At 69.1% G+C, this 21,041-nt stretch carries 23 protein-coding genes; 18 read left to right on the forward strand and 5 right to left on the reverse strand.

Annotated elements, in window-relative coordinates; translation table 11 throughout:
• Nucleotides 1-58: 58 nt before the first annotated feature.
• From prfA to PUR53_RS37250, 16 genes are all read left to right on the forward strand, one after another.
• Nucleotides 59-1,135, forward strand: coding sequence for a peptide chain release factor 1 (gene prfA, locus PUR53_RS37175; protein ID WP_329898395.1), 1,077 nt, complete (start codon nucleotides 59-61; stop codon nucleotides 1,133-1,135).
• Between the two features lie 81 nt (nucleotides 1,136-1,216).
• The gene (gene prmC / locus PUR53_RS37180; RefSeq protein WP_196790165.1) at nucleotides 1,217-2,056 is read left to right on the forward strand and encodes a peptide chain release factor N(5)-glutamine methyltransferase; all 840 of its coding nucleotides are present in this window, start codon (nucleotides 1,217-1,219) and stop codon (nucleotides 2,054-2,056) included.
• A gap of 68 nt (nucleotides 2,057-2,124) precedes the next feature.
• A complete protein-coding gene (locus tag PUR53_RS37185; protein WP_329911277.1) occupies nucleotides 2,125-2,772 on the forward strand; it encodes an L-threonylcarbamoyladenylate synthase in 648 nt (215 codons plus the stop codon).
• Entirely contained in the window at nucleotides 2,769-3,440 is a 672-nt protein-coding gene (locus tag PUR53_RS37190) for an arsenate reductase/protein-tyrosine-phosphatase family protein (RefSeq protein ID WP_329898396.1), read from the forward strand. Before PUR53_RS37185 ends, PUR53_RS37190 begins: the two co-directional genes overlap by 4 nt.
• 83 nt (nucleotides 3,441-3,523) lie before the next feature.
• Nucleotides 3,524-4,762 (forward strand): serine hydroxymethyltransferase, encoded by a 1,239-nt coding sequence (gene glyA / locus PUR53_RS37195; protein WP_329898397.1) that lies wholly within the window; start codon nucleotides 3,524-3,526, stop codon nucleotides 4,760-4,762.
• Between the two features lie 141 nt (nucleotides 4,763-4,903).
• The gene (locus PUR53_RS37200) at nucleotides 4,904-6,187 is read left to right on the forward strand and encodes an MraY family glycosyltransferase (RefSeq protein ID WP_329911278.1); all 1,284 of its coding nucleotides are present in this window, start codon (nucleotides 4,904-4,906) and stop codon (nucleotides 6,185-6,187) included.
• 329 nt (nucleotides 6,188-6,516) lie between these two features.
• Nucleotides 6,517-6,954 (forward strand): hypothetical protein, encoded by a 438-nt coding sequence (locus PUR53_RS37205; RefSeq protein ID WP_329898399.1) that lies wholly within the window; start codon nucleotides 6,517-6,519, stop codon nucleotides 6,952-6,954.
• 273 nt (nucleotides 6,955-7,227) lie between these two features.
• Nucleotides 7,228-7,998 carry a F0F1 ATP synthase subunit A gene (atpB, locus tag PUR53_RS37210; protein WP_217177345.1) on the forward strand — a complete coding sequence of 257 codons (771 nt, stop codon included), beginning with the start codon at nucleotides 7,228-7,230 and terminating at the stop codon, nucleotides 7,996-7,998.
• Nucleotides 7,999-8,075: 77 nt separating this feature from the next.
• A complete protein-coding gene (gene atpE, locus PUR53_RS37215; protein ID WP_003997868.1) occupies nucleotides 8,076-8,309 on the forward strand; it encodes an ATP synthase F0 subunit C in 234 nt (77 codons plus the stop codon).
• A gap of 40 nt (nucleotides 8,310-8,349) precedes the next feature.
• Complete coding sequence (locus tag PUR53_RS37220) at nucleotides 8,350-8,898, forward strand: F0F1 ATP synthase subunit B (RefSeq protein ID WP_329911279.1); 549 nt, start codon at nucleotides 8,350-8,352, stop codon at nucleotides 8,896-8,898.
• Nucleotides 8,895-9,710: a F0F1 ATP synthase subunit delta gene (locus PUR53_RS37225; protein WP_329911280.1), complete on the forward strand. Its 816-nt coding sequence runs from the start codon at nucleotides 8,895-8,897 to the stop codon at nucleotides 9,708-9,710. The genes PUR53_RS37220 and PUR53_RS37225 overlap by 4 nt, the downstream gene beginning before the upstream one ends.
• 144 nt (nucleotides 9,711-9,854) lie before the next feature.
• Nucleotides 9,855-11,450, forward strand: coding sequence for a F0F1 ATP synthase subunit alpha (gene atpA, locus PUR53_RS37230; protein WP_033526512.1), 1,596 nt, complete (start codon nucleotides 9,855-9,857; stop codon nucleotides 11,448-11,450).
• Nucleotides 11,451-11,471: 21 nt separating this feature from the next.
• Nucleotides 11,472-12,386 carry a F0F1 ATP synthase subunit gamma gene (locus PUR53_RS37235; RefSeq protein WP_220646520.1) on the forward strand — a complete coding sequence of 305 codons (915 nt, stop codon included), beginning with the start codon at nucleotides 11,472-11,474 and terminating at the stop codon, nucleotides 12,384-12,386.
• Nucleotides 12,386-13,822, forward strand: a complete 1,437-nt coding sequence (gene atpD, locus PUR53_RS37240; RefSeq protein WP_329898403.1) for a F0F1 ATP synthase subunit beta — start codon at nucleotides 12,386-12,388, stop codon at nucleotides 13,820-13,822. The genes PUR53_RS37235 and atpD overlap by 1 nt, the downstream gene beginning before the upstream one ends.
• Before the next feature lie 130 nt (nucleotides 13,823-13,952).
• Nucleotides 13,953-14,327 (forward strand): F0F1 ATP synthase subunit epsilon, encoded by a 375-nt coding sequence (locus PUR53_RS37245; RefSeq protein WP_033526509.1) that lies wholly within the window; start codon nucleotides 13,953-13,955, stop codon nucleotides 14,325-14,327.
• A gap of 133 nt (nucleotides 14,328-14,460) precedes the next feature.
• Nucleotides 14,461-14,913 carry a DUF2550 domain-containing protein gene (locus PUR53_RS37250; protein WP_329898404.1) on the forward strand — a complete coding sequence of 151 codons (453 nt, stop codon included), beginning with the start codon at nucleotides 14,461-14,463 and terminating at the stop codon, nucleotides 14,911-14,913.
• Nucleotides 14,914-14,916: 3 nt separating this feature from the next.
• On the opposite strand, the gene PUR53_RS37255 is transcribed toward PUR53_RS37250, so the two are convergent.
• The 3 genes from PUR53_RS37255 to PUR53_RS37265 all read right to left on the reverse strand — a co-directional run bounded on the left by PUR53_RS37255 (nucleotide 14,917) and on the right by PUR53_RS37265 (nucleotide 18,717).
• The gene (locus tag PUR53_RS37255; RefSeq protein ID WP_329911282.1) at nucleotides 14,917-16,740 is read right to left on the reverse strand and encodes a glycoside hydrolase family 18 chitinase; all 1,824 of its coding nucleotides are present in this window, start codon (nucleotides 16,738-16,740) and stop codon (nucleotides 14,917-14,919) included.
• 151 nt (nucleotides 16,741-16,891) lie between these two features.
• Nucleotides 16,892-17,533 (reverse strand): response regulator transcription factor, encoded by a 642-nt coding sequence (locus tag PUR53_RS37260; RefSeq protein WP_329911283.1) that lies wholly within the window; start codon nucleotides 17,531-17,533, stop codon nucleotides 16,892-16,894.
• Nucleotides 17,530-18,717, reverse strand: coding sequence for a sensor histidine kinase (locus PUR53_RS37265; RefSeq protein WP_329898407.1), 1,188 nt, complete (start codon nucleotides 18,715-18,717; stop codon nucleotides 17,530-17,532). Before PUR53_RS37265 ends, PUR53_RS37260 begins: the two co-directional genes overlap by 4 nt.
• A 153-nt stretch (nucleotides 18,718-18,870) precedes the next feature.
• Between PUR53_RS37265 and PUR53_RS37270 the strand changes: the two genes are divergently transcribed.
• Nucleotides 18,871-19,461: a hypothetical protein gene (locus PUR53_RS37270; RefSeq protein ID WP_329898408.1), complete on the forward strand. Its 591-nt coding sequence runs from the start codon at nucleotides 18,871-18,873 to the stop codon at nucleotides 19,459-19,461.
• Complete coding sequence (locus PUR53_RS37275; RefSeq protein ID WP_329911285.1) at nucleotides 19,458-19,673, forward strand: DUF5708 family protein; 216 nt, start codon at nucleotides 19,458-19,460, stop codon at nucleotides 19,671-19,673. Before PUR53_RS37270 ends, PUR53_RS37275 begins: the two co-directional genes overlap by 4 nt.
• Before the next feature lie 22 nt (nucleotides 19,674-19,695).
• Here PUR53_RS37275 and PUR53_RS37280 read toward each other — a convergent pair whose 3' ends face one another.
• Entirely contained in the window at nucleotides 19,696-20,268 is a 573-nt protein-coding gene (locus PUR53_RS37280) for a cob(I)yrinic acid a,c-diamide adenosyltransferase (RefSeq protein WP_329911286.1), read from the reverse strand.
• 13 nt (nucleotides 20,269-20,281) lie between these two features.
• On the reverse strand, nucleotides 20,282-21,031 hold the full coding sequence (locus PUR53_RS37285; RefSeq protein WP_329911287.1) for an ABC transporter permease: 750 nt from the start codon (nucleotides 21,029-21,031) through the stop codon (nucleotides 20,282-20,284).
• Nucleotides 21,032-21,041: the final 10 nt, after the last annotated feature.

Here is a 21,041-nt window from a genome sequence, read left to right on the forward strand (position 1 = left end):
TCGGGACCGGCGCTTTGCGGTGCAGCCCATTCACAACGTCGTACAGGGAGCCGGAGAGATGTTCGAGGCGGTCGAGGAACTGGTCGGGGAACACGCCGACCTGGAGAAGAAGCTCGCCGACCCGTCGGTCCACGCGGACCAGGCCAACGCGCGCAAGCTGAACAAGCGCTACGCGGAGCTGACCCCGATCGTCGGCACGTACCGCTCCTGGAAGCAGACCGGCGACGACATCGACACGGCCCGTGAGTTCATCGCGGACGACCCGGACTTCGCCGCCGAGGTCAAGGAGCTGGAGAAGCAGCGCGAGGAGCTGACCGAGAAGCTGCGGCTGCTGCTCGTGCCCCGGGACCCGTCCGACGACAAGGACGTCATCCTGGAGATCAAGGCCGGTGCGGGTGGCGACGAGTCCGCCCTCTTCGCCGGCGACCTGCTCCGGATGTACCTCAGGTACGCCGAGCGCGTCGGCTGGAAGACCGAGATCATCGACTCCACCGAGTCCGAGCTCGGCGGCTACAAGGACGTTCAGGTCGCCGTGAAGACCAAGGGCGGCCAGGGCGCCACCGAGCCCGGCCAGGGCGTCTGGGCCCGGCTGAAGTACGAGGGCGGCGTGCACCGCGTCCAGCGCGTGCCGGCCACCGAGTCGCAGGGCCGGATCCACACCTCCGCCGCCGGTGTGCTGGTCACGCCCGAGGCCGAGGAGGTCGACGTCGAGATCAACATGAACGACCTGCGGATCGACGTCTACCGCTCCTCCGGACCTGGCGGCCAGTCCGTCAACACCACCGACTCCGCCGTGCGCATCACGCACATTCCCACCGGAGTCGTCGCCTCCTGCCAGAACGAGAAGAGCCAGCTGCAGAACAAGGAGCAGGCGATGCGTATCCTGCGCTCCAGGCTGCTCGCCGCGGCACAGGAGGAGGCGGAGAAGGAAGCCGCCGACGCCCGCCGCAGCCAGGTCCGTACCGTCGACCGCTCCGAGAAGATCCGCACGTACAACTTCCCGGAGAACCGCATCTCGGACCACCGCGTCGGCTTCAAGGCCTACAACCTGGACCAGGTCCTGGACGGTGAACTCGACGCGGTGATCCAGGCCTGCGTCGACGCGGACTCGGCCGCGAAGCTGGCGGCCGCGTAAGGCACGTACGAGCACGAAGAAGTACGACGGAGGACTTGCGTGCAGCATCATCTTGGGGGGCGGCCCCCCAACCCCCGCGGCTTGCTGCTCGCGGAAGTGGCCCAGGCCACCCAGCGCCTGGCCGACGCCGGTGTGCCCTCGCCGCGCAACGACGCGGAGGAGCTCGCCGCGTTCGTGCACGGCGTCAAGCGGGGCGAGCTGCACACCGTCAAGGACTCCGACTTCGACGCCCGGTACTGGGAGGTCATCGCCCGGCGCGAGCAGCGTGAGCCGCTGCAGCACATCACCGGGCGGGCCTACTTCCGCTACCTCGAACTTCAGGTCGGGCCCGGGGTGTTCGTGCCCCGGCCCGAGACCGAGTCCGTCGTCGGGTGGGCCATAGACGCCGTCCGCGCGATGGACGTCGTCGAGCCGCTCATCGTCGACCTGTGCACCGGCTCCGGTGCCATCGCCCTCGCCCTCGCCCAGGAGGTGCCGCGCTCGCGCGTGCACGCCGTGGAGCTGTCCGAGGACGCCCTGACGTGGACCCGTAAGAACATGGCGGGCTCCCGCGTCGACCTGCGCCAGGGCAACGCCCTGGACGCCTTCCGCGACCTCGACGGACAGGTCGACCTGGTCGTCTCCAACCCGCCGTACATCCCGCTCACCGAGTGGGAGTACGTGGCGCCCGAGGCCCGCGACTACGATCCCCAACTCGCCCTGTTCTCAGGGGAGGACGGCCTGGATCTGATCCGCGGCCTGGAACGCACCGCACACCGGCTCCTGCGCCCGGGCGGTGTCGTCGTCATCGAGCACGCCGACACCCAGGGCGGCCAGGTGCCGTGGATCTTCACCGAGGAACGGGGCTGGGCCGACGCGGCCGACCACCCGGACCTCAACAACCGGCCGCGGTTCGCGACCGCCCGCAAGGCGCTGCCCTGATGAGCACGGACCTGAGCACGCGCCCGACGACAACCCCCCAGCAGTACGTGTACGAGGAGGCCCGCTAAATGGCACGGCGATACGACACCAACGACGCGACCGACCGCGCCACCGGTCTGCGCGAGGCCGCGTCCGCCATTCGCCGGGGCGAGCTCGTGGTGCTGCCGACGGACACCGTGTACGGCATCGGCGCGGACGCGTTCACGTCGGAGGCCGTGGCCGATCTCCTGGAGGCCAAGGGCCGGGGGCGCAATATGCCCACGCCCGTGCTCATCGGCTCCCCGAACACCCTGCACGGCCTGGTCACGGACTTCTCCGAGATGGCCTGGGAGCTGGTCGACGCGTTCTGGCCGGGCGCGCTCACGCTCGTCGCCAAGCACCAGCCGTCGCTGCAGTGGGACCTCGGCGACACCCGGGGCACCGTCGCCGTGCGCATGCCGCTGCACCCGGTCGCCATCGAGCTGCTGACCGAGGTCGGCCCCATGGCGGTCTCCTCGGCCAACCTGACCGGGCACCCGGCGCCGGAGAACTGCGACGCCGCCGAGGCGATGCTCGGCGACTCCGTCTCCGTCTACCTGGACGGCGGCCCGACCCCCGGCAACGAGCCGTCCTCGATCGTCGACGTCACGGGCAAGGTCCCGGTGCTGCTGCGCGCGGGCGCCCTGTTGGCGGAGGAGCTCCGCAAGGTCGTACCCGACCTTGAGGTGGCGAATTGACGGCCCCTGACGCGGGGCGTGGCATATGGGACGGGGAAGAGACGCGGACCTTCACGGGGCTGCCGCGGGACGCCTTCCGCATCCTCCACGTCAGCACCGGCAACGTGTGCCGCTCGCCGATCACCGAGCGGTTGACCCGGCACGCCCTGGCGGACCGGCTCGGGGACCCGCTGTGGGGCGGGCTGATCGTCGAGAGCGCGGGGACGTGGGGGCACGAGGGGGCGCCGATGGAGGCGAACGCGGAGGCGGTCCTCGCGGACTTCGGCGCGGACGCCTCCGGCTTCACCGGGCGTGAGCTGCTGGACGAGCACGTCATCCGGGCCGACCTCGTGCTGACGGCCACGCGCGACCACCGGGCGCAGGTCATCTCGATGGGGCACTCCGCGGGGCTGCGCACCTTCACCCTGAAGGAGTTCACCCGGCTCGTCCGCGCGATCGACCCCACCACCCTGCCTCCGCTGGAGGAGGGCATGGTCGTTCGCGCGAGAGCCCTGGTCCGCGCCGCCGCCGCTCTACGCGGGTGGCTCCTGGCCCCCACCGCCGAGGCCGACGAGGTCTACGACCCGTACGGCGCCCCGCTGCCGTTCTTCCGGTCGGTGGGCGACGAGATACACCAGGCCCTCGATCCGGTGGTGACGGCGCTGACCGGGGTGCCCGCGAGGGCGTGACACCGGGCGCGTGCCGACCCGTGGGTCTACATTGGCGGTACGTCACCCGAGTCGCTCCCAAACACGTCGCCCCGGAGTCCATCATGTCGGTCACCCCTGTTCTAGAGGCCGATGTCCTGCGGCGGCAGGACCCTGAGCTGGCCGACATCCTGCTCGGTGAGTTCGATCGGCAGGCGACGACGCTGCAACTCGTCGCCGCCGAGAACTTCACCTCGCCCGCCGTGCTGGCCGCGCTGGGGTCGCCGCTCGCCAACAAGTACGCGGAGGGCTACCCCGGCGCCCGGTACCACGGCGGCTGCGAGATGGTGGACGTCGCCGAGCGGCTCGCCGTGGAGCGGGCCAAGGCGCTCTTCGGGGCCGAACACGCCAACGTGCAGTCGCACTCCGGGTCTTCGGCCGTGCTGGCCGCGTACGCCGCCCTGCTGCGCCCCGGCGACACCGTCCTCGCCATGGGCCTGCACTTCGGCGGTCACCTCACGCACGGCTCACCCGCCAACTTCTCCGGCCGCTGGTTCGACTTCGTCGGATACGGGGTCGAGGCCGAGTCGGGGCTGATCGACCGCGAGCAGGTGCGCACCTTGGCCCGTACGCACCGCCCCAAGGCCATCGTGTGCGGGTCGATCTCCTATCCCCGGCACATCGACTACGCCTTCTTCCGCGAAGTCGCCGACGAGGTGGGCGCCTATCTCATCGCCGACGCGGCCCATCCGATCGGGCTGGTCGCCGGGGGAGCGGCGCCCAACCCGCTGCCGTACGCCGACATCGTGTGCGCCACCACGCACAAGGTGCTGCGGGGGCCGCGCGGCGGGCTGCTGCTGTGCGGGAGCGAGCTGGCCGAGCGGGTGGACCGGGCGGTGTTCCCGTTCACCCAGGGTGGCGCGCAGATGCACACCATCGCCGCGAAGGCCGTCGCGTTCGGGGAGGCGGCAACCCCGGCGTTCACCGCGTACGCCCATCAGGTGGTCGCGAACGCCCGCGTCCTGGCCCGGGGGCTGGCCGAGGAGGGGCTGGTGGTCGTCACCGGCGGCACCGACACCCACCTGTTGACCGTCGATCCCGCGCCACTGGGCGTCGACGGCCGTACGGCCAAGGGACGGCTCGCGGCCGCCGGGATGGTCCTGGACTGCTGCGCCCTCCCGCATGGGGACGCCCGTGGCCTGCGGCTCGGCACGGCCGCGCTCACCACCCAGGGCATGGGCGAGGCGGAGATGGCGCGGCTCGCGGCGCTGTTCGCGGGGGCCCTGCGGGACGGCGGCGACGGCAAGCGGACGCGTGAAGAAGTACGGGACCTGGCCGGAAGATTTCCGCCGTATCCGCGCTGAGGTGGGGTAGACGCACCACCAGGCACAGCATCACGTGCAACCATCGTCGCTACCCGGATGTCCTCCACCGTATGCGTGCACCGTCGCGCGCATCGCTAGGGTGTGAGGCTGTGATGGCCAGCGAGACCTGTGGGGAAGCCCGTGCGTGAATACCTCCTGACGCTCTGCATCACGGCCGCGGTGACGTACCTGCTGACAGGGCCGGTACGGAAGTTCGCGATCGTGGCCGGAGCCATGCCGGCGGTTCGTGCGCGCGACGTCCACCGTGAACCGACGCCCCGGCTCGGCGGCATCGCGATGTTCTTCGGGCTGTGCGCGGGTCTGCTGGTCGCCGACCATCTGACCAACCTCAGCCAGGTCTTCGCCGAGTCCAACGAACCGCGCGCCCTGCTCTCCGGCGCCGCGCTGATCTGGCTCATCGGCGTCCTGGACGACAAGTTCGAGATCGACGCCCTGATCAAGCTCGGCGGCCAGATGATCGCCGCCGGCGTGATGGTCATGCAGGGTCTGACGATCCTGTGGCTGCCCATCCCCAGTGTGGGGATCGTCGCACTGACCCAGTGGCAGGGCACCCTGCTCACGGTCGCCCTGGTCGTCATCACCATCAACGCGGTCAACTTCGTCGACGGCCTCGACGGTCTCGCGGCCGGCATGGTCTGCATCGCCTCCGCCGCGTTCTTCATGTACGCCTACCGCCTCTGGTTCAGCTACGGCATCGAGGCCGCGGCCCCGGCCACGCTGTTCGCGGCGGTCCTGATGGGCATGTGCCTAGGCTTCCTGCCGCACAACATGCATCCGGCGCGGATCTTCATGGGCGACTCGGGTTCGATGATGATCGGCCTGGTGCTGGCGGCCGGCGCGATCTCCATCACCGGGCAGGTCGACCCGGACGTGATGAACCTGTACGGCTCGGAGCGCAGCACGGTCTACTCGATGGTGCCGGTCTACATCCCGCTGCTGATGCCGCTGAGCATCCTCGCGATCCCGGCGGCGGACCTGATCCTCGCGATCGTGCGCCGCACCTGGCGGGGCCAGTCGCCGTTCGCGGCCGACCGGGGGCATCTGCACCACCGGCTGCTGGAGGTCGGGCACTCGCACAGCCGGGCCGTGCTGATCATGTACTTCTGGTCCGCGGTGATCGCCTTCGGCACCCTCGCCTACACGGTGAACTCGGCGTCCATGTGGATCGTCCTCGCGATCGCCATGCTCAGCGGGGTCGGGCTGTTCCTCCTGCTGCTGCCCCGCTTCACCCCCCGCGCGCCGCGCTGGGCGCAGAGTTTCGTCCCGCCCCGCTACCGTCGGCGCCCGGTCCCGGCTGCCGCGCCGGACCCGGTCCCGGACTGGACGCCGTCCCTCAACGGGGCCACGGCGATCGGGGGCCGTACGCACGAAGCGGAACGCAGCCCGGCGGGCGCGCGCCGCTGAGGGCGCGGGCGTCGCGCTGACGGCAAGGTAAGAATCTGACTAACACTTTGCCGATGCCATGCGAGTGCGTGACGGAGCAAACCGGTCTTATACCAGACAAGTCGGTGGGGATTTTGCACAGACGGGCGGCTTCACTCTCATGTGTGACACCTGGCACAGCATTCAGGTAAAGACCTCATCAAATAGTTTGTGATACGGTTCACGAGAACCCGGGACAGAGTCGAAGGACCGCACTGCGACGGTCCGTTGGCGCGAGATTCTCGCTCGCCCCCGGGGTCTACGCTCGTCCATGACGACACCCTGCCCCCTTAGCAAGCGGAGTTGCCGCCATGCCGTCCAATGACGTCCGGACCCTCCTTCAGGCCGCCGTACCCACGGCAGCCGCCGGCGCGATCGCCGCTGTCATCAGCGGTGTCATCGTCGGAGGAAAGGGGGCCCTCGGCGCCGTCGTGGCGGCGGTGATCACGATCTTCTTCATGGGAATCGGGCTCTACGTTCTGCAGCGCACTGCCAAATCGCTTCCTCATCTGTTCCAGATGATGGGCCTGATGCTTTACGCGGCGCAGATTCTGCTGTTGTTCATCTTTCTGTCCGCGTTCAAGGACACCACGCTGTTCCACCCTCGGGCCTTCGCGTTCACGCTGGTCGGCACCACGCTCGTGTGGATCGCCGCACAGACGCGTGCTCATATGAAGGCCAAGATCCTCTATGTCGAACCCGATGCGCCGACGGGCAACAAGCCCGAAAAATCGGGGCACTCGTCGTGAGGAGTAGGGCCGGGATAAGGGCGTGTGCGAACTCCTGCTATCGTCCGGTGCCAACTGCGGCATCGCGGGCGCGGGCATCTGAGCTGACGCCTGCTCAATCGCGAGGCTTGATGCCCCCCAGCCGCCCCCACATCCGTAACACCAGTCCAGTGCCGACCCGCGGCTGCGCGCCGCGCCGACACAACGAGGTTGCCGTACCCATGCGTCACGCCGAAGGAGCCCGTGGTGAGTGCTGACCAGACCCAGCTCGCCTTTGACTGGAGCTGTCGGATCATGTCCGACAACGGCTGTGGCTTCCCGGCTCCGGGCCTGCACTCGTTCCTCTTCAAGCCGATCGCCACGGTCGGCGGGTTCGAGTTCAACAAGGTGATGCTGCTCGCCCTCGTCACCACTCTCCTGGTGATCACGTTCTTCACCCTCGCCTTCGGCAAGGCGAAGGTCGTCCCGGGCAAGCTGCAGATGATCGGTGAGGCGGGCTACGACTTCGTACGCCGCGGCATCGTCTACGAGACGCTGGGCCGGAAGGAGGGCGAGAAGTACGTCCCGCTGATGGTCTCGCTGTTCTTCTTCATCTGGATCATGAACATCTGGTCCGTGATCCCGCTGGCCCAGTTCCCGGTGTCGTCGATCATCGCCTACCCGATGGTCCTCGCCCTGGTCGTCTACGTGGTCTGGGTCTCGCTGACCTTCAAGAAGCACGGCTTCGTCGGCTTCTTCAAGAACGTCACCGGCTACGACAAGTCGCTCGGCCCGGTGCTGCCGCTCGTGGTGGTCATCGAGTTCTTCTCGAACCTGCTGGTCCGCCCGTTCACGCACGCGGTGCGACTGTTCGCCAACATGTTCGCCGGCCACCTGATGCTGGTCATGTTCACCGTGGCCTCCTGGTACCTGCTGAACAGCTGGATGATCCCGGCGGCCGGTGTCTCCTTCATCATGACCATCGTCATGATCCTCTTCGAGCTCTTCGTGCAGGCCGTCCAGGCGTACGTCTTCGTGCTCCTCGCCTGCTCCTACATCCAGGGCGCGCTCGCCGAGCACCACTGAGTCACGCCGCTTCACAAGCCCCCAGAACGTCCGGTGGCCAACCCCCGCCGGTCCATGAAAGAGAAGGAAGAATCAGCATGGCTGCCCTTGAGACCCTCGCCGCTGTCGACGGCAACATCGGCTCCATCGGCTACGGCCTCGCCGCCATCGGCCCCGGCGTCGGCGTCGGCATCATCTTCGGCAACGGCACCCAGGCCCTGGCCCGCCAGCCCGAGGCCGCCGGCCTGATCCGTGCCAACCAGATCCTCGGCTTCGCCTTCTGTGAGGCGCTCGCCCTCATCGGCATCGTCATGCCGTTCGTCTACAACTGACGAGCCCTGACGAGCAAACCTTTCAACGAAAGGCACTGATGTGATCGCCAACCTGGTACAGCTGGCGGCCGAGGAGGAGCAGAACCCGCTCATCCCGCCGGGCCCCGAGCTGCTCGTGGGCGCCATCGCCTTCGCCATCGTGTTCTTCTTCTTCTGGAAGAAGGCGCTTCCGAACATCAACAAGGTTCTGGAAGAGCGCCGCGACGCGATCGAGGGCGGTATCGAAGAGGCCGACCGCATGAAGGTCGAGGCCCAGAGCGTGCTGGAGCAGTACAAGGCCCAGCTCGCCGAGGCTCGGCACGAGGCCGCGCGGCTGCGCCAGGAGGCGCAGGAGCAGGGCGCCGAGCTCATCGCCGAGATGCGGGCCGAGGGCCAGCGGCAGCGCGAGGAGATCATCGCCGCCGGTCACTCGCAGCTTGAGGCCGACCGCAAGGCCGCCTCTTCGGCGCTGCGCCAGGACGTGGGCAAGCTCGCCACCGACCTGGCCGGCAAGCTCGTCGGTGAGTCCCTGGAGGACCACGCCCGGCAGAGCCGTGTCATCGACCGCTTCCTCGACGACCTCGAGGAGAAGGCCGAGGCCACGCGATGAACGGAGCGAGCCGCGAGGCCCTGGCAGCCGCACGTGAGCGCCTCGACGCGCTGACGGACTCCACGTCCGTGGACGCGGCGCGGCTCGCCGACGAGCTGGCCGCCGTCACCGCTCTGCTCCACCGCGAGGTGTCGCTGCGTCGGGTCCTCACCGACCCGGCGCAGTCCGGCGAGGCCAAGGCCGAGCTGGTCGGCCGCATCCTCGGTGGTCAGATCGGTACGACCACCGTCGACCTGGTGTCCGGTCTGGTGCGCTCCCGCTGGTCGCAGCCCCGCGACCTGGTGGACGCGCTGGAGCAGCTGGCCGACGTCGCCGACCTCACGGCCGCGCAGCAGTCGGCCACGCTCGACGACGTCGAGGACGAGCTGTTCCGCTTCGGCCGGATCGTCGCCTCGAACACCGAGCTGCGGTCCGCGCTGACCGACCGTGCCGCGGGTGGCCAGGCCAAGAGCGCGCTGCTGAGCAGCCTGCTCGGCGGCCGCGCCAAGGCCACCACCGAGCGTCTGGTGACGCGCCTCGTGGCCGCGCCGCGTGGACGTAGCCTGGAGGGGGGACTCGAGTCCCTGTCCAAGCTCGCCGCCGAGCGCCGGGACCGCATGGTCGCCGTCGTCACCTCGGCGGTCCCGCTGAGCGACCCGCAGAAGCGACGCCTCGGCGCCGCCCTGGGGAAGCTCTACGGCCGCCCGATGCACCTCAACCTCGACGTGGACCCCGGTGTCCTCGGCGGGATCCGGGTGCAGGTCGGTGACGAGATCATCAACGGCTCGATCGCGGACCGACTCGAGGACGCCGCCCGCCGCCTGGCGAGCTAGCACAAACTTCATAGCAGTACGTACGTGTACCTACGGCCCGGTTGGGCCGTGCAGAGGATTCACCTCGTTCAGGGGGGAGTCCGGGTGTTTAGGCATTCCCCCCAAGTGAAACTTCGGGCCCAACAAGGAGAGCAGGGAACCCAGATGGCGGAGCTCACGATCCGGCCGGAGGAGATCCGGGACGCGCTGGAGAACTTCGTCCAGTCGTACAAGCCGGACGCGGCCTCGCGCGAGGAGGTCGGTACGGTCACCCTTGCCGGCGACGGCATCGCGAAGGTCGAGGGTCTTCCCTCGGCCATGGCCAACGAACTGCTGAAGTTCGAGGACGGCACCCTCGGCCTCGCGCTCAACCTGGAAGAGCGCGAGATCGGCGCCATCGTCCTCGGTGAGTTCAGCGGTATCGAGGAGGGTCAGCCGGTCACCCGTACCGGCGAGGTCCTGTCGGTCGCGGTGGGCGAGGGCTACCTCGGCCGCGTCGTCGACCCGCTCGGCAACCCGATCGACGGCCTCGGCGAGATCGAGACCAGCGGTCGTCGTGCCCTGGAGCTGCAGGCCCCGGGCGTCATGGCCCGTAAGTCGGTGCACGAGCCGATGGAGACCGGCTACAAGGCCGTCGACGCGATGACCCCGATCGGCCGTGGTCAGCGTCAGCTGATCATCGGTGACCGCCAGACCGGCAAGACCGCCCTGGCCGTCGACACGATCATCAACCAGCGCGACAACTGGCGCTCGGGCGACCCGAAGAAGCAGGTCCGCTGCGTCTACGTCGCCATCGGCCAGAAGGGCTCGACCATCGCGTCGGTCCGCCGCGCGCTGGAGGAGAACGGCGCGCTGGAGTACACGACCATCGTCGCCGCCCCGGCGTCCGACCCGGCCGGCTTCAAGTACCTGGCGCCCTACACCGGTTCGGCCATCGGTCAGCAGTGGATGTACGAGGGCAAGCACGTCCTCATCATCTTCGACGACCTCTCGAAGCAGGCCGACGCCTACCGCGCCGTGTCCCTGCTGCTGCGCCGCCCGCCGGGCCGTGAGGCCTACCCGGGTGACGTCTTCTACCTGCACTCCCGTCTGCTGGAGCGTTGCGCGAAGCTCTCCGACGAGCTGGGCGCGGGCTCGATGACCGGTCTGCCGATCGTCGAGACGAAGGCCAACGACGTCTCGGCGTTCATCCCGACCAACGTCATCTCCATCACCGACGGCCAGTGCTTCCTGGAGTCGGACCTCTTCAACGCCGGTCAGCGCCCCGCGCTGAACGTGGGTATCTCCGTCTCCCGAGTCGGTGGCTCCGCCCAGCACAAGGCGATGAAGCAGGTCTCCGGCCGTCTGCGCGTGGACCTCGCCCAGTTCCGTGAGCTGGAGGCGTTCGCCGCCTTCGGTTCCGACCTGGACGCCGCGTCGAAGGCGCAGCTGGAGCGCGGTCAGCGCATGGTCGAGCTGCTGAAGCAGGCCCAGTACGAGCCGATGTCCACCGAGGACCAGGTCGTCTCCGTGTGGGCCGGCACCACCGGCAAGATGGACGACGTGCCGGTCGCCGACATCCGCCGCTTCGAGAAGGAGCTGCTGGAGTACCTGCACCGCAAGGAGCAGGGCCTCATGACCTCCATCAAGGAGGGCGGCAAGCTCTCGGACGACACGCTGACCGCCGTCGCGGACGCGATCACCGACTTCAAGAAGCAGTTCGAGACCGCGGACGGCAAGCTGCTCGGCGAGGACGCTCCGGCCGTCAACGTCTCCAAGTGACGTAAGGAAGGGACCTGACTCATGGGAGCTCAGCTCCGGGTCTACAAGCGTCGCATCCGATCCGTCACCGCGACCAAGAAGATCACCAAGGCGATGGAGATGATCGCCGCCTCGCGCGTCGTCAAGGCGCAGCGCAAGGTGGCGGCCTCCACGCCCTACGCGACCGAGCTCACCCGCGCGGTCACGGCGGTGGGCACTGGTTCGAACACCAAGCACCCGCTGACCACGCAGGCCGAGAAGGTCACGCGTTCCGCAGTGCTGCTGCTGACGAGTGACCGCGGTCTCGCCGGTGCCTTCAACTCCAACGCCATCAAGGCGGCGGAGAAGCTGACGGCACGCCTCGAGGCCGAGGGCAAGCAGGTCGACACGTACATCGTCGGCCGCCGCGGTGTCGCCCACTACAACTTCCGCGAGCGCAAGGTCGTGGAGCAGTGGACCGGCTTCACCGACGAGCCCACGTACGCGGACGCCAAGAAGGTCGCGGGCCCGCTGATCGAGGCCATCGAGAAGGACACGGCGGACGGCGGCGTGGACGAGCTCCACATCGTCTACACCGAGTTCGTCTCGATGATGACGCAGCAGGCGCTCGACGCGCGTCTGCTGCCGCTCAGCCTCGAAGAGGTCGCGGAGGAGGCGCCCAAGGGCGAGATCCTCCCGCTGTACGACTTCGAGCCGTCGGCGGAGGACGTCCTCGACGCCCTGCTGCCGCGCTACGTCGAGAGCCGCATCTACAACGCGCTGCTGCAGTCGGCTGCCTCCAAGCACGCCGCCACCCGCCGCGCGATGAAGTCGGCGACCGACAACGCGGGCGAGCTGATCAACACGCTCTCCCGCCTTGCCAACGCGGCCCGCCAGGCCGAAATCACCCAGGAAATCAGCGAGATCGTCGGTGGCTCCGCAGCCCTTTCCGACGCGACCGCGGGGAGTGACAAGTAATGACGACGACTTCTGAGACGGCCGTTGCCACGGGCCGCGTCGCCCGGGTCATCGGCCCGGTCGTCGACGTGGAGTTCCCCGTCGACGCGATGCCGGAGATCTACAACGCCCTTCACGTCGAGGTGGCCGACCCGGCCAACGCCGGCGAGCTGAAGACGCTGACCCTGGAGGTCGCCCAGCACCTGGGTGACGGCCTGGTCCGCACCATCTCCATGCAGCCCACCGACGGCCTGGTCCGCCAGGCCCCGGTCACCGACACCGGTGCCTCCATCACCGTGCCGGTCGGCGACTTCACCAAGGGCAAGGTGTTCAACACCCTCGGTGAGGTGCTGAACGTCGACGAGCAGTACACGGGCGAGCGCTGGGGCATCCACCGCAAGGCCCCGAACTTCGACGAGCTCGAGTCGAAGACCGAGATGTTCGAGACCGGCGTCAAGGTCATCGACCTTCTCACCCCGTACGTCAAGGGTGGAAAGATCGGTCTGTTCGGTGGTGCCGGTGTCGGCAAGACGGTGCTCATCCAGGAGATGATCTACCGCGTCGCCAACAACCACGACGGTGTCTCCGTGTTCGCCGGTGTCGGTGAGCGCACCCGTGAGGGCAACGACCTCATCGAGGAGATGTCGGAGTCCGGCGTCATCGACAAGACCGCGCTGGTCTTCGGCCAGATGGACGAGCCCCCGGGCACCCGTCTGCGCGTGGCCCTCGCCGGTCTGACCATGGCGGAGTACTTCCGCGATGTGCAGAAGCAGGACGTGCTGTTCTTCATCGACAACATCTTCCGCTTCACCCAGGCCGGTTCCGAGGTGTCGACCCTGCTCGGCCGTATGCCCTCCGCGGTGGGCTACCAGCCGAACCTGGCCGACGAGATGGGTCTCCTCCAGGAGCGCATCACCTCGACCCGTGGTCACTCGATCACCTCGATGCAGGCGATCTACGTCCCCGCGGACGACCTGACCGACCCGGCCCCGGCCACCACCTTCGCCCACCTCGACGCGACGACGGTTCTCTCCCGTCCGATCTCGGAGAAGGGCATCTACCCGGCCGTGGACCCGCTGGACTCCACGTCCCGCATCCTGGACCCGCGCTACATCGCGGCGGACCACTACAACGCCGCGATGCGCGTGAAGTCGGTCCTGCAGAAGTACAAGGACCTCCAGGACATCATCGCGATCCTCGGTATCGACGAGCTCGGCGAGGAGGACAAGCTCGTCGTCCACCGTGCCCGTCGCGTGGAGCGCTTCCTGTCCCAGAACACCCACGTCGCCAAGCAGTTCACCGGCGTCGACGGGTCGGACGTGCCGCTGGACGAGTCGATCGCCGCGTTCAACTCGATCATCGACGGCGAGTACGACCACTTCCCGGAGCAGGCGTTCTTCATGTGCGGTGGTATCGAGGACCTGAAGAAGAACGCGAAGGAACTCGGCGTCAGCTGACGTCAGGCACATCGTGATCAGTGGGGGGCGAGGCCACACCTCATGGGGTGCGTCCCGCCCCCCTCTGTACTCCCTCTAGAATTGACCCAACACCCGGCCGAGGCGCCGGGTGGTGACCCGAGGAGCCACCTTGGCTGCTGAGCTGCACGTCGCGCTGGTCGCGGCCGACCGAGAGGTCTGGTCGGGCCAGGCCACCCTGGTCGTCGCGCGGACCACGTCCGGCGACATCGGCGTCATGCCCGGTCACCAGCCGCTGCTCGGTGTGCTGGAGTCGGGCCCGGTGACCATCCGTACGAGTGAGGGCGGCACCGTCGTCGTCGCTGTGCACGGCGGTTTCATCTCGTTCGCGGACAACAAGCTGTCCCTGCTGGCCGAGGTCGCCGAGCTGGCCGACGAGATCGACGTCCAGGGCGCCCAGCGGGAGCTGGAGCGCGCGAAGGCGGAGGGCGATGCCGCCGCCGAGCGCCGCGCGGATGTACGACTGCGTACGGCGGGTGCGCGCTGAGCGCAGACGCCGTGTGATGCTGTACCTCAGCCGCGGCTGGGTCTGGATGTCCTCATCCCGACCCGGCCGCGGCTGAGGCGAATATGGGTGTTTTTTACGTTTCGTTACCTAGGAGACGAGGAGGTCGGTGTCGATGGTCCTCGCTCTGACTGTGTGCGGTTCGGTGATCGCGCTCGTGGTGGTCGGGCTCTTCGTCTTCGGACTGCGCCGACGCCTCATCCAGCGCTCCGGGGGCACCTTCGACTGCAGCCTCCGCTGGGACGCCCCGGAGAAACCCGGCAGCGACGACAGCGGCAAGGGCTGGGGGTACGGCGTCGCCCGCTACAACGGCGACCGCATCGAGTGGTACCGCGTCTTCTCGTACTCGCCCCGCCCCCGCCGCGTCCTGGAGCGTGCCTCGATCGAGGTGGCCGGGCGTCGCACTCCCGAGGGCGAGGAGGAGCTGGCGCTTCTCTCCGACGCCGTGATCCTCGCGTGTCTGCACCGCGGGAACCGGCTGGAACTGGCGATGAGCGAGGACGCGCTGACCGGTTTCCTCGCGTGGCTGGAGGCAGCCCCGCCCGGTCAGCGCGTCAACGTGGCCTGACTTCTACTTCAGCCCGTTGCTGATCGCGTTCACCAGCTCTCCGTTGCTCGTGTCTCCGCTGAACTCCCAGAAGAACGCGCCGCCCAGGCCCTGGTTCTTCGCCCAGGTCATCTTTCCGGCGATGGTGGACGGGGTGTCGTAGCTCCACCAGTTGCCGCCGCAGTGGGCGTAGGCCGTGCCGGCGATCGTGCCGGTGGCCGGGCAGGAGTTCTTCAGGATCTTGTAGTCCTCGATGCCCGCCTCGTAGGTGCCCGGGGCCGCTCCGGTCGCCGTGCCGCCGGGGGCGGACTGGGTGACGCCGGTCCAGCCTCGGCCGTAGAAGCCGATGCCGAGCAGCAGCTTGGCGGACGGGACGCCCTTCGACTTCAGCTTGGCGATGGCGTCGGCGGAGTTGAAGCCGGCCTGCGGGATCCCGGAGTACGAGGTGAGCGGGGAGTGCGGGGCGGTCGGGCCGTCCTTGTCGAAGGCGCCGAAGTAGTCGTACGTCATCACGTTGTACCAGTCGAGGTACTGGGCGGCGCCGCCGTAGTCGGCCGCGTCGATCTTGCCGCCGGAGGAGCCGTCGGCGGTGATGGCAGCGGTGACCAGGTAGTTCGCGCCGAACTCGGCACGCAGTGCCTGGGAGAGGTTCCTGAAGGCCGCCGGGCCCGAGGTGTCGCAGGTCAGCCCGCAGGCGTTCGGGTACTCCCAGTCGATGTCGATGCCGTCGAAGACGTCCGCCCAGCGCGGGTCCTCGACCACGGCCTTGCAGGACTTGGCGAACGCGGCCGGGTTCTGCGCGGCCTGGCCGAAGCCGCCGGAGTAGGTCCAGCCGCCGAAGGAGTACAGCACCTTGATGTGCGGGTACTTGGCCTTGAGCTGGCGGAGCTGGTTGAAGTTGCCGCGCAGCGGCTGGTCCCAGGTGTCGGCGGTGCCGCTGACGGACTGGTCGGCGGTGTACGCCTTGTCGTAGGCGGCGTAGGTGTCGTCGACCGTGCACTGGCCGTTCTTGACGTTGCCGAAGGCGTAGTTGATGTGGGTGATCTTGGCCGCGGAGCCCGAGGTGACCAGGTTCTTCACGTGGTAGTTGCGGCCGTAGACGCCCCACTCGGTGAAGTAGCCGAGGTTGATCTTCGAGCCCGGGTTCGGGTTCGTGCCGCCCCCGGTGGTCCGGACGGCCGCGGCGCCGCTGACCGGGCCGGTCTGGTCGGCGGTGTCACGGGCCTGGACGGTGTACGAGTAGTCGGTGCCGGCACTCAGGCCGGTGTCCGTGTAGGTGGTGCCGGTGACGGTGGCTACCTTGGTGCCGCCGCGCAGGACGTCGTAGTTCTTGACGCCCTTGTCGTCGGTGGCGGCGCGCCAGCTCAGCTTCACCGAGGTGTCGGTGACGTCCGAGGTGGTCGGGGTGCCGGGGGCGGAGGGCGCCGTGTCGCCGGGGACGCTGGGGCCGCCGTCGCAACTACCGCCGTTGAGCTTGCAGTTGGCCGGGGAGCCTGAGCCGCTCCCGTTGAAACCGAAGGAGACGGAGGCGCCGGGGGCGAGGGTGCCGTTCCAGGACTTGTTCTTGGCGGTCCAGTGGGTGCCGGAGGAGGTGACGTCCGCGTCCCAGGCGGAGGTGACCGTCGTGCCTGAGGGGAAGTCCCACTCGACGGTCCAGGAGCTGATGGTCGTGGTGCCGGTGTTCTTCACCGTCCACTTGCCTTCGAAGCCGGAGCCCCAGTCCTGGGGCTTGGCGTAGGTGGCGGTCGCTTCCGTGGCCGCCTGCGCGGGCGTGGCGAGACCGACCAGGCCGGCGAGGGGGAGGAGGAGGGTCGCGAGACCCGCTATGGCTCTGTGCCTGAAGCGCATGTGCGCCTCCTTGTGGGGTGTCTTGATCATGAGCATGACGTGGCGCACTGCGGCTGAGAATAGAAAGGTCTGGACCATAGGTCAATGGGTCTGGACCAGTGCGCTCACGCCCGGCACCCCAGACCGGGTCTCCTGGCGGGTCGTGTCGAGGTCAGACCCGCAACTCCTGTGCCAGCACGGCCGCTTGCACCCTGCTGCGCAGATCGAGCTTCCCCAGCAGACGGCTGACATGTGTCTTCACCGTCGCCTCCGCCATGTCCAGGCGACCGGCGATCTCCGCGTTCGACAGGCCCTCGCCCAGACAGGAGAGGACCTCCCGCTCCCGCCGGGTGAGGGAGCCGAGGACGGACGGATCGACCGCGGGCTCCCGTACGGGCTTGGCGGCGAACTCCGCGATCAGCCGCCGGGTGACCGCCGGGGCGATCAGCCCCTCGCCGCGCCCCACCGTCCGCACCGCCTCGATGAGGTCCCTCGCCTCCGTGTTCTTCAGCAGGAACCCGGAGGCGCCGGCCCGCAGCGCCCCGAACACGTACTCGTCGAGGTCGAAGGTGGTGAGCACGAGGACATCGGCCAGCCCCTCGGCGACCACCTGCCGGGTCGCCGACACCCCGTCCAGGCGCGGCATCTGCACGTCCATCAGCACCAGGTCCGGCCGCAGCTCCCGCGCGAGCGCGACCGCCCGCTGGCCGTCCGCGGCCTCCCCGACCACCTCGATGTCCGGCGCGCTGCGCAGGATGAGCACCAGCCCGGCCCGTACGGCGGACTGGTCCTCGGCGACGAGCACACGGATCATGCGGGTTCTCCTTGGGAGACGGGGAGGGTGGCGCGGACGCTCCAGATCTTGCCGTGTACCGAGCTCTCGGGGCCCGCCTCGAAGGTGCCGCCCAGCAGGGCGACCCGCTCCCGCATCCCGACCAGACCCGCGCCGGAACCGGGCGCGCTCGGCCCGTCGCGGTCGCCGTACGGGCTGGTCACGGCGATGTCGAGGGAGCCGTTCGCCCGGCGCAGCGCGACGGTGACCCGGCCGGGGGCGGCGTGCTTGAGCGCGTTGGTGAGCGACTCCTGGACGATGCGGTAGGCCGCCAGCTCGACGGGGGCGGGGAGGGTGTCGGCGTGGTCGGCGTCCAGGGTGACGTCGAGACCATTGGTGCGGGCGGTGTCGACCAGTGCGCCGAGTCCGTCGAGCGTGGGCGCGGCCGACGGCTCGGCGTCGTCGCCGGAGTCCCGGAGGATGCCGATCAGCCGGCGCATCTCGGCGAGACCCGCCACGCTGTTCTCGCGGATGACCCCGAGGGCGTCCTTGGAGGTGTCCGGGTCGTCGAGGGAGAGTGCGGCCGTGGAGTGGATCGCGATCGCCGAGAGGTGGTTGGCGACCATGTCGTGCAACTCCCTCGCCATGCGCGCCCGTTCGGACACGACGGCCTGGGCGCGGTCCATCTCCGCCAGCAGGGCCGTCTGTTCGGCGCGCAGCCGGGCCGCCTCGGCGGCGTCGCGGTGGTTGCGCACGATCCAGCCGGTGCCGGCGGGCATCAGGGAGACCAGGCCGACCACCACCCCGATCAGCAGCGCCTCCGGTTTCCGGAAGGCCGTCAGCGGGACCACGGTGAAGGCGACGGTCACCAGCCCGGAGACCCAGGGCACCCGGCGGGCCGTGGCGGGCGGGCCGTACAGGACGGCCGCGTAGACCAGGTCGGTGAACATCAGGACCGTGATCAGGCTGCCCTGGGTGATGGTGTCCAGGGTCAGCGCGGCCCAGCCGACCAGCAGGGCCGTGCGGGGCATGACGCGGCGCAGCGCCTCGCAGCCCGCCGTCACGACGAGGGGCGGCAGGACCCACCAGTGGCTCTCGAGCACCACGAGTCCGTCGCGGGGCGTGCGCGTGTCCAGGCCCAGGACCCACAGCAGCAGACCACCGAGGAGTCCGGCGGCGGCGATGCACAGGTCCATCCGGTGCGGGCGGGGCGGTCGTACGGCCATGCCCTCCATCCAACACGGGACGGGAGTCCGGCGCCTGGTGCCCGAGAAGGGTCCCGGACTGCATCTTTCGATGTACCGGCACTTCGTCACCGCCGACGACGTATCGGGGGCCGCCCGCCGGGAGCCTGGAAGGGTGAACGAGAGGAGCGAGTCGTGATCGTCGCGTTGATCATCGCCTGCGAGGTCGGTTTCTGGGTGCTGCTGGCCCTGGCCCTGGCCGTCCGCTACCTACTGAACAAGCGCCGGGCCAGTGTCGTGCTGCTGCTCTGCGAGCCCGTGCTGGAGCTGGTGCTGTTCGTCGTGACCGCGATCGACCTGAAGAACGGCGCCGAGCCGAGCTGGGAGCACGGGGTGGCCGCGCTCTACATCGGCTTCACCGTCGGCTACGGCCACTACATGATCAAGTGGCTGGACGGTCACGCCGCCCACCGCCTGGCCGGCGGGCCCAGGCCGCCCGGCCCGCCGAAGTACGGCCTGGCCAGGGCCCGGCACGAGGGCAGGCTGTGGACCCGGACGCTGGTGGCGACGGGGGTCGCCCTGGCCCTGCTGCAGCTGGCCGTCTGGTACGTCGGCGACGACGGGAACGTCGATTCGCTGAGGTCGTTCCAGTGGGTGGCCCTCCGGGCCGCCGGCATCCACGGTCTGGTCGCCCTCGCCTACACGATCTGGCCGAAGAAGGAGCCGGGCGCCCCGGAGGGCGGGGACCGGGACTCCGCGCACGCGAAGGAGAGGATCGGACGATGAGCGCCGCGACGGACGGGACGGTCGGCCGGGCGACGCGGAACCTGGTGGAAGGGGTCGCCACCCTCGTGATCGGCCTGGTGCTGTGGTTCTTCACCGAGGGGGTGGAGGTCCCGGTCGTCACCTTGACCAAGGTCGGCGTGGTGATGATGTGCGTGGGGGGCGTCCTCATCGCCACGGGCCTCTACCAGCGGGCTCGCGGAACGCGGTCCTAGGCCGTGGCTGTGGCGGTGGCGGCTACCGCTCCCCGCCCGGCACCCACAGCACGTCTCCGACCTCCTTGTTCGCCGTCCTCGCGAGGATGAACAGGAGGTCGGAGAGGCGGTTGAGGTAGGTCGCGGTGAGGGGGTTCATCCCGTCGGCGTGGGTCTCCAGGGCTGCCCAGGTCGAGCGCTCGGCCCGCCGGACCACCGTGCAGGCCTGGTGCAGCAGGGCCGCGCCGGGGGTGCCGCCGGGCAGGATGAAGGAGCGCAGCTTCTCCAGCTCCCCGTTGAAGCGGTCGCAGTCGGCCTCCAGCTTGTCGATGTAGAACTGCTCGACCCGCAGGGGCGGGAACTCGGGGTTCTCGACGACGGGGGTGGAGAGGTCGGCGCCCACGTCGAACAGATCGTTCTGCACCCGCACGAGGACCTTGACGATCTCCTCGTCCAGTCCGCCGAGTGCGACCGCCGTGCCGATCGCCGCGTTGGCCTCGTTGGCGTCCGCGTACGCCGAGATCCGCGGATCGGTCTTGGGCACCCGGCTCATGTCGCCGAGGTTGGTGGTGCCCTGGTCGCCGGTCCTGGTGTAGATGCGCGTCAGATTGACCATGCGACCAGCGTAGTTACGCCCCGGCCGTCCGGAAGACCCGTGTGCCCACCGTCACGGAGACGGCCGTGAGTCCGACGGCCACCAGAACGCCGTACAGCATGGCCGGGGTGGCGTACGCGCCCACGTACGCGTCCCGCATCGCGTCCACCAGATAGCGGAACGGGACGAAGTGGGACAGGATGTCCAGCCAGCCCGGGGCCAGGGACATCGGGAGCATCAGACCCGACAGGAGCATCGACGGCATGGTCAGCGCGTTGACCGCCGGGCCGAACTCGTGCTGGGAACGCGCCGTCATGGCGAGCGCGTACGACAGCGAGGCGAGCGAGACGGTCAGCGCGGCCACGAAGGCGAAGCCGATCAGGACGCCGGCGAGGGGTGCCCGTAGTCCCATGACGAGCGCGGCGAGGACCAGCAGTAATGCCTGGAAGACGAAGACCGCCGCGTCGCGCAGCACCCGGCCCAGCAGCAGGGCGAGCCGGCTCACCGGGGTGACACGCATACGTTCGATCACCCCGGTCTGCTTCTCCAGGATGACCATGAAACCCGCGAACGAGGCCCCGAACAGGCCCAGTTGCAGCAGCAGGCCGGGCACCAGCACCTGCCAGGAGCTGCCCCGTGAGCCGAGCGGGATGTCGGTGAGCAGGGGACCGAAGAAGAGCAGATACAGCAGCGGCATCAGTACGCCGAACAGCATCGCGAAGCGGGAGCGCAGGGTCTGGCGGGCGTACCGCCCGAAGATCAGCGCGGTGTCGTGAAGAAGCATGGGAGTCCTC

This window comes from Streptomyces sp. SP18BB07 (assembly GCF_036322545.1).
Taxonomy (GTDB): domain Bacteria; phylum Actinomycetota; class Actinomycetes; order Streptomycetales; family Streptomycetaceae; genus Streptomyces; species Streptomyces deccanensis.

Coding starts and splice junctions, on each gene's coding strand:
- prfA (WP_329898395.1), top strand. CDS start 59: ATGTTCGAGGCGGTCGAGGAACTGGTCGGGGAACACGCCGACCTGGAG.
- PUR53_RS37185 (WP_329911277.1), top strand. CDS start 2,125: ATGGCACGGCGATACGACACCAACGACGCGACCGACCGCGCCACCGGT.
- glyA (WP_329898397.1), top strand. CDS start 3,524: ATGTCGGTCACCCCTGTTCTAGAGGCCGATGTCCTGCGGCGGCAGGAC.
- PUR53_RS37205 (WP_329898399.1), top strand. CDS start 6,517: ATGCCGTCCAATGACGTCCGGACCCTCCTTCAGGCCGCCGTACCCACG.
- atpB (WP_217177345.1), top strand. CDS start 7,228: ATGTCCGACAACGGCTGTGGCTTCCCGGCTCCGGGCCTGCACTCGTTC.
- atpE (WP_003997868.1), top strand. CDS start 8,076: ATGGCTGCCCTTGAGACCCTCGCCGCTGTCGACGGCAACATCGGCTCC.
- PUR53_RS37225 (WP_329911280.1), top strand. CDS start 8,895: ATGAACGGAGCGAGCCGCGAGGCCCTGGCAGCCGCACGTGAGCGCCTC.
- atpA (WP_033526512.1), top strand. CDS start 9,855: ATGGCGGAGCTCACGATCCGGCCGGAGGAGATCCGGGACGCGCTGGAG.
- PUR53_RS37235 (WP_220646520.1), top strand. CDS start 11,472: ATGGGAGCTCAGCTCCGGGTCTACAAGCGTCGCATCCGATCCGTCACC.
- atpD (WP_329898403.1), top strand. CDS start 12,386: ATGACGACGACTTCTGAGACGGCCGTTGCCACGGGCCGCGTCGCCCGG.
- PUR53_RS37250 (WP_329898404.1), top strand. CDS start 14,461: ATGGTCCTCGCTCTGACTGTGTGCGGTTCGGTGATCGCGCTCGTGGTG.
- PUR53_RS37255 (WP_329911282.1), bottom strand. CDS start 16,740: ATGCGCTTCAGGCACAGAGCCATAGCGGGTCTCGCGACCCTCCTCCTC.
- PUR53_RS37260 (WP_329911283.1), bottom strand. CDS start 17,533: ATGATCCGTGTGCTCGTCGCCGAGGACCAGTCCGCCGTACGGGCCGGG.
- PUR53_RS37265 (WP_329898407.1), bottom strand. CDS start 18,717: ATGGCCGTACGACCGCCCCGCCCGCACCGGATGGACCTGTGCATCGCC.
- PUR53_RS37275 (WP_329911285.1), top strand. CDS start 19,458: ATGAGCGCCGCGACGGACGGGACGGTCGGCCGGGCGACGCGGAACCTG.
- PUR53_RS37280 (WP_329911286.1), bottom strand. CDS start 20,268: ATGGTCAATCTGACGCGCATCTACACCAGGACCGGCGACCAGGGCACC.
- PUR53_RS37285 (WP_329911287.1), bottom strand. CDS start 21,031: ATGCTTCTTCACGACACCGCGCTGATCTTCGGGCGGTACGCCCGCCAG.